Below are 15,493 nucleotides of genomic sequence, written 5' to 3'. Positions count from 1 at the left end.
CGTGTCAATCGAGATCAGCTGCGCGGCAGCAGGCTTTCGACTTCGGCCGCAGCCTCGTCCAGTGCTTCTTTCGGCGTCGCCGACTGCTCGACGATGCGCGACAGGTTCTCGACGATCGTCTGGGTGACCTTTACGCCGTTGCTGCCGGGGAAGGCATACCAGGGACGCATCCGCGGCATCTGCTCGAGGCCGGCGCGGAACAGCGGGTTTTCCTTGTAGAAGTTGGCGAGATACTCGGGCGACTTGGCGGCAAGCTCGTTGTTCGGCACGTAGCCGGTGCCCGGAACGACAACCGAGGCGCCATAGGGGCCGGCGGCGAACTTCGCGAACTTCCAGGCGGCTTCCTGCTTCTCGGCATCTCGCGTCAGGATGACGACGGCATTGCCGCCGGTCGGCAGCTTGCCCTTTGCCGGATCGATGAGCGGAATGTGGGCGGTGCGCAGATCGAACTTGCCGCCGACATTCTTGATCGTGTTGCGCAGCGCCCCGGTGGTCTGGAAGGCAAAGCCGACCTTGCCGGCAACGAAGGCCTGCTCGCCGGCCTGCTTGGTCAGAACCGGCAGGCCGCCTTCCTTCACCATGCGATCGAGCACTTCGACGGCCTTCTCACCCTCCGGACCGTTGAAGGCAACCTTGCTTTCGTCTGCGCTCAGCATCTCGCCGCCGGCGCCAAACAGCAGTGCCGAGAACATCCAGTCGTCGCCCTGCCAACGGAAGTCGATTCCCTCGTTGCCGTCGCCAAGCGCCTTGATCTTGCCGCCGAGCGCGATGACCTCGTCCCAGGTCTTCGGCGGATCTTCCGGGTCGCCGCCAGCTTTGCGCACCAGATCGGCGTTGTAATACATGATCGGGTTGGACGTGGCGAAGGCGAGGCCCACCTGCTTGCCACCGACCTGGGCGAGTTTCAGGATGTTTTCGGAAAAGCCCTGTTCGGCCATGTTGCGGTCCTTGGCGATGAACGGGCCGAGATCGACGGGAATGTCGCGCTCGTTCACCATGCGCAGACGGTTGAGACCGATGAAGGTGAGATCGGGCATCTCGGCCGTACCGGCCTGCCGCATGATCGTCTGGATGCCTTCCTCATAGGTCGCCGAAGGATTGGCGAAGGTGATCTTGATGTCTGGGTTTTCTTCCATGAACTTCTTCGAGATCGTGTCCATCACGTCCTTGAAGAAGCCCGGCATCGGATAATGGACCGTCAGCACAGTCTCGGCATGGGCCGGTGCGGCGAGCATCAGCGATGCGGCAGCCGCGGTGAGAAGCTGTCTCAGATGTTTCATGGATGCGCTCCTGGTTGGACCGTTCAGCCTTTGAGTCCGGTCATGGTGATGCCCTCGACGAAGCGTTTCTGCGCCAGCAGGAAAGCGGTCACGAGGGGAAGGGTGATGATGAGGGTGGCGGCCATCAGCGCGCCGTAGTCGTCGCCGGATTCGGCAGCGCGGAAATAGAGCAGGCCGAGCGGCGGGGTAGCGTAATCCTGGTTGGTGACGACGATCAGTGGCCAAAAGAGATCGTTCCAGTGCGCGACCACCGAGAAGATCGCGAAGGCGGTGATCGCGGGCCAGGCATTCGGCACGATGACCCGCGCTACGATGCCCGCTTCCGACATGCCATCGAGCCGAGCTGCATGGATCAGGTCGTCGGGCATGGCGCGGAAGAACTGCAGGAACAGGAAGATCGCGAAGACCGAGATCGAAAAGGGAGCCACCAGCGCGGTGTAGGTGTTCAGCACCGAGAGCTTGTCGAAGGCGACATAGATCGGCAGCGCGGTCGCATGGATCGGCACGAGCAGGCCGAGCATGACCAGCACCATCATGGTCCGTGCAGCGCGGAACTTCAGCTTCGCCATGGCATAGGCGCAGGGGATGGCGACGACGATCTGGATGACGAAGATCAGCGCGCAGACGATGACGCCGTTGAAAAGCAGGGTTGTCATCGAGACGCGCGACAGCGCCTTCGTGAAGTTCTCGACATAGGACCATTGCTGAGGGATGAGCGAGAGCGACGAGGAGAAGATCTCGCTCTGTGGCTTGCCGGCGGTCGAGACCATGAAGATGTAGGGTGCAAGGAAGAGCAAAGCGCCAAGCGACAGGACCGTCAGGCGGGCGATGCGGGCGACGGAGAAAGCGTTGCTGGTCATGCGTAATGCACCTTCCGGTCGAGCACGCGGTACTGCAGGAACATCAGGACGACGAGGATTGCGAGAAAGACGACGGTCATCGCCGAGGCATAACCGACGCGCAGATAGACGAAGCCTTCCTGGTAGATGGTGAAGAGCAGCACTTCCGACGCCTTGTTCGGACCACCTTCGGTTAGCGTCTTCACCGTTTCGAACACCTTCACTGCATTGATGATGCTGATGGTGGTCACGAACAGCGTCGTCGGCCCGAGCATCGGCCAGGTCACCAGCCGGAAGCGATCGAACCAGGTCTTGGCGCCGTCCACTTCTGCGGCGGCATAGAGCTCGCGCGGGATTGCGGTGAGGCCGGCGAGAAACAGCACCATGTTGAAGCCGACCGACTGCCAGGTGCCGATGATCGACAGGCCGTAGAGCACCGTGCCGGAGGCGCCGAGCCAGTTGGGACCGGCGATACCGAAGAGCGCAAGGAAGGTGTTGATCGGGCCGATCGTCGGATGGAAGAGGAACTGCCAGACGGTCGCCATGGCGACCAGTAGCGAGGCGACCGGAAGGAAATAGACCGTGCGGAACAAGGCCTTGCCCTTGGTCTCTGCCTCGATCAGCATGGCGATTGCCAGTGCCAGCACGATCGAAACCGGCGTGACGATCGCTGTGTAGACTGCGGTGTTCCAGAGCGAGCGTCGGAAGGTGCGATCCGTGAAGAGTTCGGCATAGTTCTCGAAGCCGACGAAGCGCCAGTTGCTGTAGCCAAGTTCGAAATCGGTGAAGCCGAGCACGATCACCGCCGCCGTCGGCAGCAAAATGAAGAGGAAGAGCAGCACGATCGCAGGCAATGCGAGCAGCCAGGCGATACGGGCTTCGCGTATCTCGGGCGCCGCGATCGCCGTCTCCAATGTCGAAACGCTAACCATCAATCTTCTCCAGCGCGGCAGCGGCAGCGACCGGTTCGGCCAGCAGCCGGACACCTTGCTGGTCGAAGAGCATCGTCCGCTCGGGCATGATCTCGACGTCAACCGGTTGGCCGATGGTCCAAGCTGCGGCTTCGGCAGGCGTCGCCTTCGATGTCATCACCTCGCCGATCGCATCGAGGCGGGCGTGGACGATGACTTCCGAGCCGAGAAACTCCATGCGCTCGACCCGTGCGCTCAACCGGCGGGCACTTGCCGGATTGAAGCGAACGAATTCCGGACGGATAGCGAGCTTCACCGATGCATCCGACACCTGTCCCCGGTTCGCCAGCAGCACTAGGTCGCCGAAGCGCACGAGGCCAGCGACATCGATGCGGGTTTCCAGCACGTTGATCTTCGGCTGACCGAGGAAACGGGCGACCTCGATATGCGAGGGATTGTCGTAGATCTCCTTGGGGGTCGCCAGTTGCAGCAAGTTGCCGCCGATCATCACCGCGACCCGGTCGGCCATCGACAGGGCTTCCGACTGGTCGTGGGTGACATAGAGCGTCGGCACGCCGGCGCGCCGATGCAGGTCGACAATCTCGCCGCGAGCATGCACACGCAGGTTGGCATCGAGATTGGAAAGTGGTTCGTCCATGAGGAAGACGGCCGGACGGCGCACCATGGCGCGGGCGAGTGCCACGCGCTGGCGCTGGCCGCCGGACATCTGGCCGGGCTTGCGATCGAGCAGATGATCGATCTTCAGCGCCAAGGCCATTTCCTTTACCTGGCGCTGGATGTCGGTGCGGATTTGCCTTTGCCCCGGCAGGAAATTGCCGATCCCAGGCAGGCGCTGCATTGCCGTCAGGCGTCGCATGGCGAGCGGCACGGCGATGTTCTGGCCGGCGGTCAGATGCGGATAGAGGGCGTAGGACTGAAAGACCATAGCAACGTTGCGATCGGCCGCCGCCATGCGGGCAACGTCACGGCCGCCGATGACGATCTCGCCGGTGTCGCCATGGTCGAGGCCGGCGACGATGCGCAAAAGCGTACTCTTGCCGCAACCGGACGGGCCGACGAGGGCGATGAACTCGCCCGCTTCCGCCTCCAGGCCGACGCTCTTCAATATGACATTGCCGCCATAGGACTTGGTGATGCCGCGAAGCGAAAGCACGCTCATTGCGCTGCCTCCACGTGAGGCTTCGTCTTCGCCGCTTGCGGATAGACCTCCTCAACGATCGGATCGAGCACGTGGCTCGTCAGCCCCGGAACGGCAACGATTTCGCTGGAAACGCTCGCATCGGTGAACGTGTGGACGACGGCGCCGACCAGCCGCTCGCCCGGCATCGGCCGTTCCAAAGTGTCGATGATGAAGGAGGTCGGCGGCGCCCAGACGAGCGCCGCTCCGGCATGTTCACCCGTCCACGCCCAGTGCAGATGACCGCTCGCATGCAGCGCCACGTCGGAACCTGCGATCAGGTCATAAAGACGCTGGCGCTGGCGGGGACGAACGCTCCAATAGCCGGTGTCGCCTTCCTGCGGCGCGTCGACGAAAAGCGGCTTGTGGGCGAAGATCGCCACCTTGCGCCGGTCGCGGCTTTGCAACTGCTCCTCGAGCCAGGTGAACTGCTTTTCCTCTTCCTCGTCCTCGAAGCCGAGCAGCAGGCTGTTGAGCCCGATCAGCCGCCAGCCTTCGTGATCGGAGACCCAATAATCCGGCCCTGCGAGCCCGCGCCAGCGGGCAAGCCGCTGTGCATCCACCGGCTGATGCGAACCCGGCAGGTGACCGACGTCATGATTGCCGGGCACGATCAATACCGGCATCGAGAGCTGGCCGATCAGCTCGAGCGAAAAGGTGATGTCGTCCTCGTGGTCGGCGCCGTCGATCGTCACGTCGCCGGTATGGATGACGAGATCGGGCGCCGTCGCCTCGATCCAGGCGCGAAGCGGCTCCCAGTTGTCGTTGAAATGGCTCTTCACCGGGCTGAGATGGGTATCGCTGATCTGGACGATCTTCATGGAAACGGCCTCCGACGATGGCTTCAGGGCGTGCGCGTCGGAGAGCTTTTATCTCCCCTCCGGCTGCGGTTGGCCGCAGTCTTTAGGGAGCTGCCATGTCAGTTTGGTAACAGCCGTTCTCAGTTGATTTTCAGTTTTTCCATGAAAGTTTCACCTTCGGGAGAAACAGGCGGTCGCGAAATCCGCCGGGAGCTCTTCCCTCGGAGGCTTGCGGCGCCTGCGCCCAAAAATTCATATTATTGTATACGATAATTTGCGCATATTGGCGACGAAAAGCTCAATTCATGAGCAGTCGCTCCGAAACAAGGATCTTCACCGGCGATGGCCGGAAAGGGCAAATACCCCATGAAAATATAGCCTTAGACGCGTCGATCGAAACTGGCACGATTGATGCTTCTCCTCTGTTGCAAGGAGAAAGCGTCATGTCGAAAGCCGCAGAGATCGATATCGTGTCCGTTTCCAAGATTTACGGCTCGACGACAGCCGTACATTCCATCAGCCTGAAAATCCCCGCCGGCAGCTATTGCTGCTTTCTTGGCCCATCGGGCTGCGGCAAGACCTCGACGCTGCGCATGATCGCCGGCCATGAAAGCATCTCGTCCGGCGACCTCAGGCTCGGCAATGTCGTCGTCACCGATTTTCCGCCGGCCAAGCGCAACACGGCGATGATGTTCCAGTCCTACGCTCTGTTCCCCCATCTCGACCTCGTCGACAACGTCGCCTTCAGCCTCAAGATGAAGGGGGTCGACCGTGACGCCCGCCGCGCCAAGGCGCTCGACATGTTGAAGCTGATGCAGATGGAGGCCTATGGTTCCAGGCGTCCAGCCCAGCTTTCCGGTGGCCAGCAGCAGCGCGTGGCGCTTGCCCGTGCGCTCATCACCGAGCCGGAGGCGCTGCTTCTCGACGAGCCGCTGTCGGCGCTCGACCCGTTCCTGAAGATCCGCATGCGGGCAGAGCTGAAAAAACTGCAGAAGACGCTCGGCATCACCTTCGTGCACGTCACCCACAGCCAGGAAGAGGCGATGGCGCTCGCCGATCTGATCGTGGTGATGAACAACGGCCGGATCGAGCAGGCGGCCGCACCGCGCATGGTGTTCGAGCGGCCGGCAACCGCCTTCGTTGCGCGCTTCATGGGCGACCACAACGTACTCTCGGGAAAGGTCCGGGCGATCACCGACAGCATCGTCGAAATGGAGACGGCGGAGGGTCAGGTCTTTGCGGTGCGCGACATCGCCCAGGAGATCGGCCGGCCGATAGACATCGGCATCCGCACCGATCGCGTGCGGCTCGATCCGCCGAGTGATAAGGGCCTCGGCTTCCAGGCCGTGGTTTCCAACATCGAATATCGCGGCGCGTCGGTGAAGCTGACTGCCATCGGCGCCGGCAGCGACGACTTCACGCTGATCGTCAGCGACAGCGACTATTTCAGGAAACCCGTGTCGGTCGGCGATGCGGTGTCCCTGAGCTGGACCCTGGAGGACGTCGTCCCCCTCGGCCGCCTTTCCGCATGAGCTACCAACGATCACAAAAGGGGAACTGCACATGACGACTGAAAACAAGACCGAAAAGCCTGGTGCCGGCCTGACACGCCGGTCACTGTTAAAGACCGGCGCTGCCGCCATCGGCGCGATCGCCGGGTCGGGCGCCATCACCGGCTTCCCGACGATCTGGGCCCAGAATCCGATCACGCTGCGCCAGTTCGGCACCGGCGTTTCCAACATCAACGCCATTGCCGAGAAGTGCAAGCAAGACCTCGGCATCACGCTGGAGATGACGGCGACAGATTCCGACGCCGCTGCCCAGCGGGCGGTGACCCAGCCAGACTCCTACGACATCGCCGACATCGAATACTGGATCGCCAAGAAGGTCTTCCCGGCCGGCGTAATGCAGCCAATGGACGTCAAGAAGATCAAGTACTTCGACAAGATCGTTCCACTGTTCATCGACGGCAAGCTGAAGCCCGAAAGCGTGGTCGCGCAAGGCACGGCGCCGCATACCGTCGGCTTCGTCGACGCGCAGGATTCCAAGACCTTTGCCAAGTCGCCGACCGACTGGATGACGCTGATCCCGACGATCTACAATGCCGACACGCTCGGCATTCGCCCTGATCTCGTCGGCCGCGAGATCACGACCTGGGCCGACATCATGGACCCCGCCTTCAAGGGCAAGACAGCGATCCTCAACATCCCCTCTATCGGCATCATGGATGCAGCGATGATCATGGAGGCCATGGGCAACATCAAATATGCCGACAAGGGCAACATGACCACGGACGAGATCGACAAGACGATCGACTTCCTGATCAAGGCCAAGCAGGACGGCCAGTTCCGCGCTTTCTGGAAGTCCTTCGACGAAAGCGTCAACCTGATGGCTTCGGGCGAAGTCGTCATCCAGTCCATGTGGTCGCCGGCGGTCGCCGCCGTCCGCTCCAAGGGCATCGCCTGCAAATACCAGCCGCTGAAGGAAGGCTACCGCGCCTGGGGTGGCGGACTCGGCCTTGCCGCCCATCTTCAGGGCGCCCAGCTCGACGCGGCCTATGAATACATCAACTGGTACCTGTCCGGCTGGGTCGGTGCCTATCTCAACCGCCAGGGCTACTATTCCGCCGCCATGGAGACCGCTAAGGGCTTCATGTCCGAGGACGAGTGGGGCTTCTGGGTCGAAGGCAAGCCCGCCAAGGGCGACATCCTGTCGCCGGAAGGCAAGGTGATGGAGAAGGCCGGTGCCGTGCGCGACGGCGGCTCCTTCGAGGAGCGCATGGGCAAGGTCGCTTGCTGGAACTCGGTGATGGACGAGGATCGCTACATGATCAAGCGCTGGAACGAGTTCATCGCTGCGTAGTCCCTAACGCTGGTGCCACCGCCCCGTCGGCAGCTTGCCCCTCACCCTAGTCCTGGACGTGCCAAAAGGGACGGCTGAGCCTCAAGTAAACGGTCAAGAGTGCGCGGGACTGCGCCACATATCCCTTCTCCCCGCAACCGGGGAGAAGGTGCCGGCAGGCGGATGAGGGGCAGCGCCACTCGAGACATGAAAGGAACGAAGATGGCTACGATCACGACGTCACAGTCAGGGCAGATCGAAACAGAGACGGCACCCCGCCGCCTTGTCATCCCGCACGGCCTTGCCTCCCACCTTCAGGCCACGCCGCTCCTCTTGATCCTCGGCTTCTTCTTCGTGCTGCCGATTCTCACCATCGTCGTCGTCAGCTTCTGGGATTATGACTTCGCGGGGCTCTATCCGGATTTCCTGACGATGAACTACGCCGATACGCTCGGCTCCTGGGTCACCTGGAAGACCTATCTCAACACCCTGAAGTTCACCGTCCTCGTCTGGGCGCTGACACTCTCAATCGGCTTCTGGGTGGCCTATTTCCTCGCCTTCCATGTCCGCACCACCACCATGCAAATGGTGCTGTTCCTCGTCTGCACCGTGCCGTTCCTGACCTCCAACATCATCCGCATGATCTCCTGGATCCCGGTTCTCGGCCGAAACGGCCTCGTCAATTCGACATTGATCGAGCTCGGCCTTATCCCGCAGCCGATCGAATGGCTGCTCTATTCCGATTTCGCTGTCGTGCTCGCCATGGTGCACCTCAATACGCTGTTCATGGTGACGCCAATCTTCAACACGCTGATGCGCATCGACCGTTCGCTGATCGAGGCGGCCCGCGACTGCGGCGCCTCCGGCGGCCAGATTCTCTGGAACGTCATCCTGCCGCTCGCCAAGCCGGGGATGGCCATCGGTTCGATCTTCGTCGTCACGCTCGTCATGGCGGATTTCTCGACCGTGCAGGTCATGTCCGGCGGCCAGAGCGCCTCCGTGGCACTGATGATGAAGAACCAGATGTCGCTGCTGCAATATCCGGCAGCCGCCGCCAATGCGGTGGTGCTGTTGATCGTCGTGCTATCGATGGTCGCCGCGATCCTGCGCGTCGTCGACATTCGTAAGGAGCTCTGACATGAGCAACGAAAGACGCGGCAAGGAATTCTACCTGCTCGCAGCCTTCTTTACCCTGTTCGTGCTGTTCCTCTACGGACCGCTTTCGGCAGTGCTGATCCTATCATTCCAGGGACCGGACGGCGGTCTGACCTTTCCGTTGAACGGCGTTTCACTGCACTGGTTCTACAATCTCTTCGAAAAACAGGCGGTCGGCGATTTCGGCGCCTCGTTCCGCCGTTCCTTCACGCTCGGCCTGATGGTGATGGCGGTCAATGTCGTGGTCGCGCTACTCGCCGGCCTTGCCTTCCGCCGGCGCTTCCGCGGCGCCACCGTGCTCTTCTATCTGACCGTCGCAAGCCTCGTCGTGCCGTCGATCATCATCTCGCTCGGTATCGGTGTCGTCTTCCAGCAGTTCGGCCTGAAGCCCGCCTGGTATTCCTCCGGCTTCGGCGCCCACCTCACCTGGACCCTGCCTTTCGGCGTGCTCATCATGTTTGCCGTCTTCAACCGGTTCTCACCGTCCTATGAGGAGGCGGCGCGCGATCTCGGAGCGACCTCGTGGCAGACCTTTCGCCACGTGCTCCTGCCGATGATCGCCCCGAGCCTCATCGGCGTCGGCCTCTTCGGCTTCACGCTTTCCTATGACGAGTTCGCTCGCACGCTGATGACCTCCGGCAGCTACAATACGCTGCCGCTCGAGATCTATGGCATGACCACAAATGTGACGACGCCGGTGCTCTATGCACTCGGCACGGTCACCACGCTTTTCTCCTTCACCATCATCCTCGTTGCGCTTGCGGTCATTGTGGCCTTGCGGCGCCGCCAGGCAGAGCTGAGCTAGGCCAGATGCGCATCCTGATCGTCAATCCCAATACCACCTCGTCGATGACGGCCAAGGCCGCCGCGGCGGCGCGGGCCGTCGCCGGCCCCGCCACGGAAATTCTCGCCCGCACATCGAAGTCCGGACCGGCCTCGATCGAGGGGCATTATGACGGCGCGGTCGCACTTCCGGGCCTGCTTACAGAAATTCGCGACGGGGAAGGGGCCGGCGCCGATGCTGCGGTCATTGCCTGCTTCGACGACACGGGCCTTGAAGCCGCCCGCGCGCTTGCCCGTATTCCAGTGGTCGGGCTCTGCGAGTCCGCCGTCGCGACCGCTGCCATGTTGGCGCAACGCTTCACCGTGGTCACGACGCTCGAACGTTCCCGCGTCCTGATCGAGAATCTCGTCCGGCACTACGGCATGGGCAGCCGGGCCAAGGTGCGCGCCGCCGATATTCCGGTGCTCGAACTGGAAGACAAGGCCTCGAACGCGCTTGCCAAACTGCGACGCGAGATCGAACTGGCGCTTACTCAAGACGGCGCCGAGGCGATCGTGCTCGGCTGCGCCGGCATGGCAGACCTTGCCCGGGACCTGCAAGCCGATTACGGCGTTCCGGTGATCGATGGCGTCTCCGCCGCCGTCAAGCAGGCGGAGGCGTTGGTGTCGCAAGGACTTATGACCAGCAAGCGCGGTTCCTACGCATCACCACTCAGCAAGACCTATTCAGGCTTCATGAGCGCACTTGCGCCGACCACGGCCTGAGGGGATGCCGACCTCGAATCATCCATCGCGATCGCGAGCAGCGCATTCGACGCGTCCGCCTCGGCAAGGATCCAGTCGCGAAAAGCCTGAATCTTCTTCTGCCGTCGGCTGCTTTGCGGATAGACCAGCCAATAGGCGCGACCGTCCCTGACCAGATGTTCGAATGGCCGAATGAGCCTGCCGCTCTTCAGTTCCTCCATCAGGAAGGTCGATACGGCAATGGCGATGCCGTGTTCCGCCAGGGTGGTCGCGACATCCATCGCCTGGACGTCGAAGATCAGCTCGGTGCCGTTGCTTTCCGGCGGCTCTACGCCGGTCTCGATCATCCATCGGCGCCACCAGTTGGCATTGCCGAAACGCCGGACGCGCAGCACGTCGCAGGGCTGCCTGAGCTGGTGCTTTTTCATGAAGGCCGGCGTGCAGACCGGCATGTAATCGATCGGGAACAGTGGAAATACGTCGTTGCCGGGCCAGTCGCCGTTGCCGCTGCGCACTGAAAGATCGATGGCGTCGCGCTTGAAATCGACCAGATCGGTCGACATGTGCACCCTTATACTGATGTTCGGCTGGGCGGTCTGGAACGAGGCGAGCCTGGGGCCGAGCCAGCTCGAAACGACGGTCGGAAGCACGGAAATGTGCAGGTGATGTTCGGTCTTGTCGGCAATCTCGGAGAAGGCCGAGCCCAGCAGGTCGATCGCCTCCGTCACCTTAGGCGCCAACTGCCGCCCGGAGGCCGTCAACCGCACCTCGCGCGGAAGCCGTACGAAGAGCGGCGTGCCGATGCGCTCCTCCAGCAGCCGGATCTGGTAGCTGACGGCAGCCTGAGTCATCCCGAGTTCCTCGGCCGCACGGGTGAAACTCAGGTGCCTGGCGGCGGCTTCGAAGGCGCGCACCGCACTCATGGGAGGAATCTTGCTCATGGCGCTGAGATAAGCATTCTTTATGCCAGCATGCGAGAAATCGCTTTGCGCGAAGCGGCAAAATTCCTCACTTTTCTCGCGAACACAACAGCAAAAACAAAGAGGATAGCAATGCTTAGCGCAGTGCGATCAGCGATCCGTCATGTCCTGAAGCGGGCCGGAAGCACCCTCAATCCGACCATCGCCATCGATACGTTCAGCGAATTGCAGTTGAAGGATATCGGCCTGACGCGGGACCACGAGACCATCCGGGCGCGCGTCGGCGATGTTGCCGATCCATGGCACTGGTCGAAGGAAGACCCGTCATCCGCGCCGAAGCCCTCGCCAAAAAGCGACCGCACCAACACGCGGCCCTCCGTGACGATCTCGCCGCGCGCGCAGCCCGGCGAAAACAGGGACGTCAGCATCTCGCTTTGCGACTGACAGATTGCCGGGACAAAACGTACCCGGATCTTCTGGTGCAGCACCCCGCGAGCGAGCGGATCGCACCACAGAGACCTTCGGCCTGAAACCTCGCAATGGCCGCGGCGGTGCCCCGCCAGACATTGGCGGAGCACGCCAGTTTGTAGCCGACAAGCCTCCCCGGTGGGTTCCGCTGCAGTCCGCCGTTTACGTCCCGTTATCCATATCGGGGAGAAATGACCCTCCGCACCGGATCTCCGACGTCGCGCACCTATTGACGCAGATTGGCGATGAGATACTATATCTAGTGTTTGAGGTTCTTCCGATTCGCAAGGATTGGGAGCTAAGACGGGAATACGGTGCGCCGGCGGCTTTCCGCCCGGCTATGCCGTAGCTGCCCCCGCAACTGTAGACGGCGAGCGACTGTCCGGAATTGGACCACTGAGGCATGAGGCCTCGGGAAGGTCGGGATGGAAGCGTAGACCCGTGAGCCAGGAGACCTGCCTCGAGCAACAAACGTCCACGGGCGGTTGAGTGCGGCAGGATGAGCCTGCCTGGTCGTCTCGACATCTCCCCGGCAGCCTGTCGAAAGCTTCGGGGTGAAGTCATGCCTGCGTCATCGAATTTCCATCACTCGCCAATCAAGAGGCGCGGATTCCCGCGCAGCTGAAGAAGAGGCGTGCCCGGGCTCCATACCCGAGCAAGCCACAGCCATGACAGCCCTGCATTTCGCCGGATCGCGGTCGCGTGTCCGCGCGCCTTCTCTTGCCCCTATCCAGCCGACCAAACGAGGAAGATATGAACGTCACCGTCTACAGCAAGCCCGCCTGCGTCCAATGCACCGCGACCTACCGGGCGCTCGATCGCCAGGGCGTCAGCTACGAGGTCATTGATATCTCGGCCGACCAGGACGCGCTCGAGACGGTCAAGGGCCTCGGCTACATGCAGCTCCCCGTCGTCGTCGCCGGCCCCGAACACTGGGCGGGTTTCCGCCCCGACAAGATCAGCGCGCTATCTTAGAGGAGAGAAGCGGTGGGGCTTATCGTCTATTTTTCCAGCCGCTCGGAAAACACCCATCGCTTCGTCGAAAAACTCGGGCTTCGCGCAAAGCGTATACCGCTCGCGGAAAGTAAGGATACACTTACAGTCACCGAACCCTATGTGCTGGTCGTGCCCACCTATTGCGGCGACGACGGCCGGGGCGCCGTGCCGAAACAGGTAGTCCGCTTCTTGAACGACGCGGTCAACCGCTCTCACCTCCGCGGCGTGATTGCCGCGGGCAACAGCAATTTCGGCGCGACCTACGGGGTCGCCGGCGACGTCATCTCGGCCAAGTGCAGCGTGCCTTATCTCTATCGTTTCGAGCTAATCGGAACGGACGAAGACGTCGCCAATGTCAAAAACGGGATGGAACGATTTTGGACGTCACAACACGCGAACACCCCCTGAAGGCGACGGAAGCGGCGCTGGACTATCATGCGCTGAACGCGATGCTGAACCTTTATGACGAAGAGGGCCGGATCCAGCTCGACAAGGACCGGCTGGCGGCGAAACAGTACTTCCTCCAGCACGTCAACCAGAACACGTTCTTCTTCCATAATCTCAGGGAAAAGCTCGATTATCTGGTGACCGAGGGCTATTACGAACAGGAGGTCCTGGACCAGTACTCCTTCAACTTCGTGCGCGACCTCTATGACCACGCCTATGCCAAGAAGTTCCGTTTTCCAACCTTCCTCGGCGCGTTCAAATATTACACATCCTATACGCTGAAAACCTTCGACGGAAAGCGCTACCTGGAGCGCTACGAGGACCGCATCTGCATGGTGGCGATGACGCTTGCGCGCGGCAACGAGCAGCTTGCCCGCGATCTGGTCGACGAGATCATTTCCGGCCGGTTCCAGCCGGCGACGCCGACTTTCCTCAATGCCGGCAAGAAGCAACGTGGAGAGCTGGTTTCCTGCTTCCTGCTGCGGATCGAGGACAATATGGAAAGCATCGGCCGTGCGATCAATTCGGCGCTGCAGCTTTCCAAGCGAGGCGGCGGCGTGGCGCTGTCGCTTACCAATATCAGAGAGATGGGCGCACCGATCAAGCAGATCGAGAACCAGTCGTCGGGCATCATCCCGATCATGAAGCTGCTCGAAGACTCGTTCTCCTACGCCAACCAGCTTGGCGCCCGCCAAGGCGCAGGCGCCGTCTATCTGCATGCCCACCACCCCGACATCATGCGCTTCCTCGACACCAAGCGCGAAAACGCCGACGAAAAGATCCGCATCAAGACGCTGTCCCTCGGCGTCGTGATCCCGGACATCACCTTTGAGCTCGCCCGCAACAACGAGGACATGTACCTCTTCTCGCCTTATGACGTTGAGCGCGTCTACGGCATGCCGCTGACCGAGATTTCGGTGACGGAGAAGTATCGCGAGATGGTCGAGGATGCGCGCATCCGCAAGAAGAAGATCAAGGCGCGCGAGTTCTTCCAGATCGTCGCCGAGATCCAGTTCGAGAGTGGTTATCCCTACATCATGTTCGAGGACACGGTGAACCGGGCAAACCCGGTCGCCGGGCGCATCACCATGAGTAATCTCTGCTCGGAAATCCTGCAGGTGAGCGAATCCAGCGAATTCAACGAGGACCTCTCCTACGCCCGCATGGGCAAGGACATTTCCTGCAACCTCGGCTCGCTGAACATCGCCGCGGCGATGGACTCACCAAATTTCGGCCACACGATCGAAACCTCGATCCGCGCCTTGACCGCCGTCTCCGAAATGAGCCACATCTCCTCAGTGCCCTCGATCGAGAAGGGCAACGACGACAGCCACGCGATCGGCCTCGGCCAGATGAACCTGCACGGCTATCTCGCCCGCGAGCACATCTTCTACGGCTCCGAGGAAGGCATCGATTTCACCAATATCTATTTCTACACGGTCACCTATCACGCCATCAAAGCCTCGAACCGATTGGCGATCGAGAAAGGCCAGAGCTTCAAAGGGTTCGAGAACTCGAAATATGCGTCGGGCGAATATTTCGACAAATACACCGAGGCTGAATGGCTGCCGGCAACAGAAAAGGTGAAAGGCCTCTTCGACAGAGCCGGCATCCCCATCCCGACGCAGGAAGATTGGTTCGAGCTGAAACGGGCGGTGATGGACGGCGGTCTCTACAACCAGAACCTTCAGGCGGTGCCGCCGACCGGCTCGATCTCCTACATCAATCACTCGACCTCCTCGATCCATCCGATCGTCTCGAAGATCGAGATCCGCAAGGAAGGCAAGATCGGCCGCGTCTATTATCCGGCCGCCTTCATGACCAACGACAACCTGAAATACTACCAGGACGCCTACGAGATCGGACCCGAGAAGATCATCGACACCTATGCAGCGGCGACCCAGCACGTCGACCAGGGGCTGTCGCTGACCCTTTTCTTCCGTGACACAGCAACGACGCGCGACATCAACCGCGCCCAGATCCACGCCTGGAAGAAAGGCATCAAGACCATCTACTACGTCCGCCTTCGGCAGATGGCACTCGAAGGCACACAGGTCCAGGGCTGCGTCTCCTGCACGCTCTAACGCCGTATCCCCGACAGCTGCCCAGAC

General features: G+C 61.5%; 15 protein-coding genes and 1 riboswitch. Of the genes, 9 read left to right on the top strand and 6 right to left on the bottom strand.

The genetic code is table 11. The features are described from left to right. Positions 1-14: 14 nt before the first annotated feature. The 5 genes from BHMPCIPO_RS26180 to BHMPCIPO_RS26160 are packed head-to-tail and all read right to left on the bottom strand — an operon-like array spanning position 15 to position 5,049. Positions 15-1,280, bottom strand: a complete 1,266-nt coding sequence (locus BHMPCIPO_RS26180) for an ABC transporter substrate-binding protein (RefSeq protein ID WP_173519647.1) — start codon at positions 1,278-1,280, stop codon at positions 15-17. Positions 1,281-1,303: 23 nt separating this feature from the next. After that, positions 1,304-2,140 (bottom strand): carbohydrate ABC transporter permease, encoded by an 837-nt coding sequence (locus tag BHMPCIPO_RS26175; RefSeq protein ID WP_173519646.1) that lies wholly within the window; start codon positions 2,138-2,140, stop codon positions 1,304-1,306. Beyond that, positions 2,137-3,051 carry a carbohydrate ABC transporter permease gene (locus BHMPCIPO_RS26170; RefSeq protein WP_173519645.1) on the bottom strand — a complete coding sequence of 305 codons (915 nt, stop codon included), beginning with the start codon at positions 3,049-3,051 and terminating at the stop codon, positions 2,137-2,139. The genes BHMPCIPO_RS26175 and BHMPCIPO_RS26170 overlap by 4 nt, the downstream gene beginning before the upstream one ends. Next, entirely contained in the window at positions 3,044-4,210 is a 1,167-nt protein-coding gene (locus BHMPCIPO_RS26165) for an ABC transporter ATP-binding protein (protein WP_173519644.1), read from the bottom strand. Before BHMPCIPO_RS26165 ends, BHMPCIPO_RS26170 begins: the two co-directional genes overlap by 8 nt. After that, positions 4,207-5,049, bottom strand: coding sequence for a metallophosphoesterase family protein (locus BHMPCIPO_RS26160; protein WP_173519643.1), 843 nt, complete (start codon positions 5,047-5,049; stop codon positions 4,207-4,209). Before BHMPCIPO_RS26160 ends, BHMPCIPO_RS26165 begins: the two co-directional genes overlap by 4 nt. 422 nt (positions 5,050-5,471) lie before the next feature. Between BHMPCIPO_RS26160 and BHMPCIPO_RS26155 the strand changes: the two genes are divergently transcribed. The 5 genes from BHMPCIPO_RS26155 to BHMPCIPO_RS26135 all read left to right on the top strand — a co-directional run bounded on the left by BHMPCIPO_RS26155 (position 5,472) and on the right by BHMPCIPO_RS26135 (position 10,572). Beyond that, positions 5,472-6,560, top strand: coding sequence for an ABC transporter ATP-binding protein (locus BHMPCIPO_RS26155; protein WP_173519642.1), 1,089 nt, complete (start codon positions 5,472-5,474; stop codon positions 6,558-6,560). 31 nt (positions 6,561-6,591) lie between these two features. After that, positions 6,592-7,890, top strand: coding sequence for an ABC transporter substrate-binding protein (locus tag BHMPCIPO_RS26150; RefSeq protein WP_173519641.1), 1,299 nt, complete (start codon positions 6,592-6,594; stop codon positions 7,888-7,890). Positions 7,891-8,091: 201 nt separating this feature from the next. After that, positions 8,092-9,006, top strand: a complete 915-nt coding sequence (locus tag BHMPCIPO_RS26145; RefSeq protein ID WP_173519640.1) for an ABC transporter permease — start codon at positions 8,092-8,094, stop codon at positions 9,004-9,006. 1 nt (position 9,007) lies between these two features. After that, the gene (locus tag BHMPCIPO_RS26140; protein WP_173519639.1) at positions 9,008-9,829 is read left to right on the top strand and encodes an ABC transporter permease; all 822 of its coding nucleotides are present in this window, start codon (positions 9,008-9,010) and stop codon (positions 9,827-9,829) included. Between the two features lie 5 nt (positions 9,830-9,834). Then, on the top strand, positions 9,835-10,572 hold the full coding sequence (locus tag BHMPCIPO_RS26135) for an aspartate/glutamate racemase family protein (protein ID WP_173519638.1): 738 nt from the start codon (positions 9,835-9,837) through the stop codon (positions 10,570-10,572). Here the strand turns inward: BHMPCIPO_RS26135 and BHMPCIPO_RS26130 are convergent. Continuing rightward, complete coding sequence (locus tag BHMPCIPO_RS26130) at positions 10,530-11,474, bottom strand: LysR substrate-binding domain-containing protein (protein ID WP_173519637.1); 945 nt, start codon at positions 11,472-11,474, stop codon at positions 10,530-10,532. The genes BHMPCIPO_RS26135 and BHMPCIPO_RS26130 overlap by 43 nt on opposite strands. A 63-nt stretch (positions 11,475-11,537) precedes the next feature. Between BHMPCIPO_RS26130 and BHMPCIPO_RS26125 the strand changes: the two genes are divergently transcribed. The 4 genes from BHMPCIPO_RS26125 to nrdE all read left to right on the top strand — a co-directional run bounded on the left by BHMPCIPO_RS26125 (position 11,538) and on the right by nrdE (position 15,466). Then, positions 11,538-11,915: a hypothetical protein gene (locus tag BHMPCIPO_RS26125; protein ID WP_173519636.1), complete on the top strand. Its 378-nt coding sequence runs from the start codon at positions 11,538-11,540 to the stop codon at positions 11,913-11,915. Between the two features lie 276 nt (positions 11,916-12,191). After that, positions 12,192-12,416: riboswitch (cobalamin riboswitch) on the top strand. A gap of 276 nt (positions 12,417-12,692) precedes the next feature. After that, on the top strand, positions 12,693-12,914 hold the full coding sequence (nrdH, locus tag BHMPCIPO_RS26120) for a glutaredoxin-like protein NrdH (protein WP_173519635.1): 222 nt from the start codon (positions 12,693-12,695) through the stop codon (positions 12,912-12,914). A gap of 12 nt (positions 12,915-12,926) precedes the next feature. Beyond that, positions 12,927-13,343, top strand: coding sequence for a class Ib ribonucleoside-diphosphate reductase assembly flavoprotein NrdI (nrdI, locus tag BHMPCIPO_RS26115; protein WP_173519634.1), 417 nt, complete (start codon positions 12,927-12,929; stop codon positions 13,341-13,343). Beyond that, positions 13,313-15,466, top strand: coding sequence for a class 1b ribonucleoside-diphosphate reductase subunit alpha (nrdE, locus tag BHMPCIPO_RS26110; RefSeq protein WP_173519633.1), 2,154 nt, complete (start codon positions 13,313-13,315; stop codon positions 15,464-15,466). Before nrdI ends, nrdE begins: the two co-directional genes overlap by 31 nt. Positions 15,467-15,493 lie beyond the last annotated feature (27 nt).

Source organism: Ensifer sesbaniae, assembly GCF_013283665.1.
In the GTDB taxonomy this organism is placed as follows: Bacteria; Pseudomonadota; Alphaproteobacteria; order Rhizobiales; family Rhizobiaceae; genus Ensifer; species Ensifer sesbaniae.
Note: the sequence above shows the minus strand (reverse complement) of the source record. Positions and strands in the feature narration are given on the sequence as shown.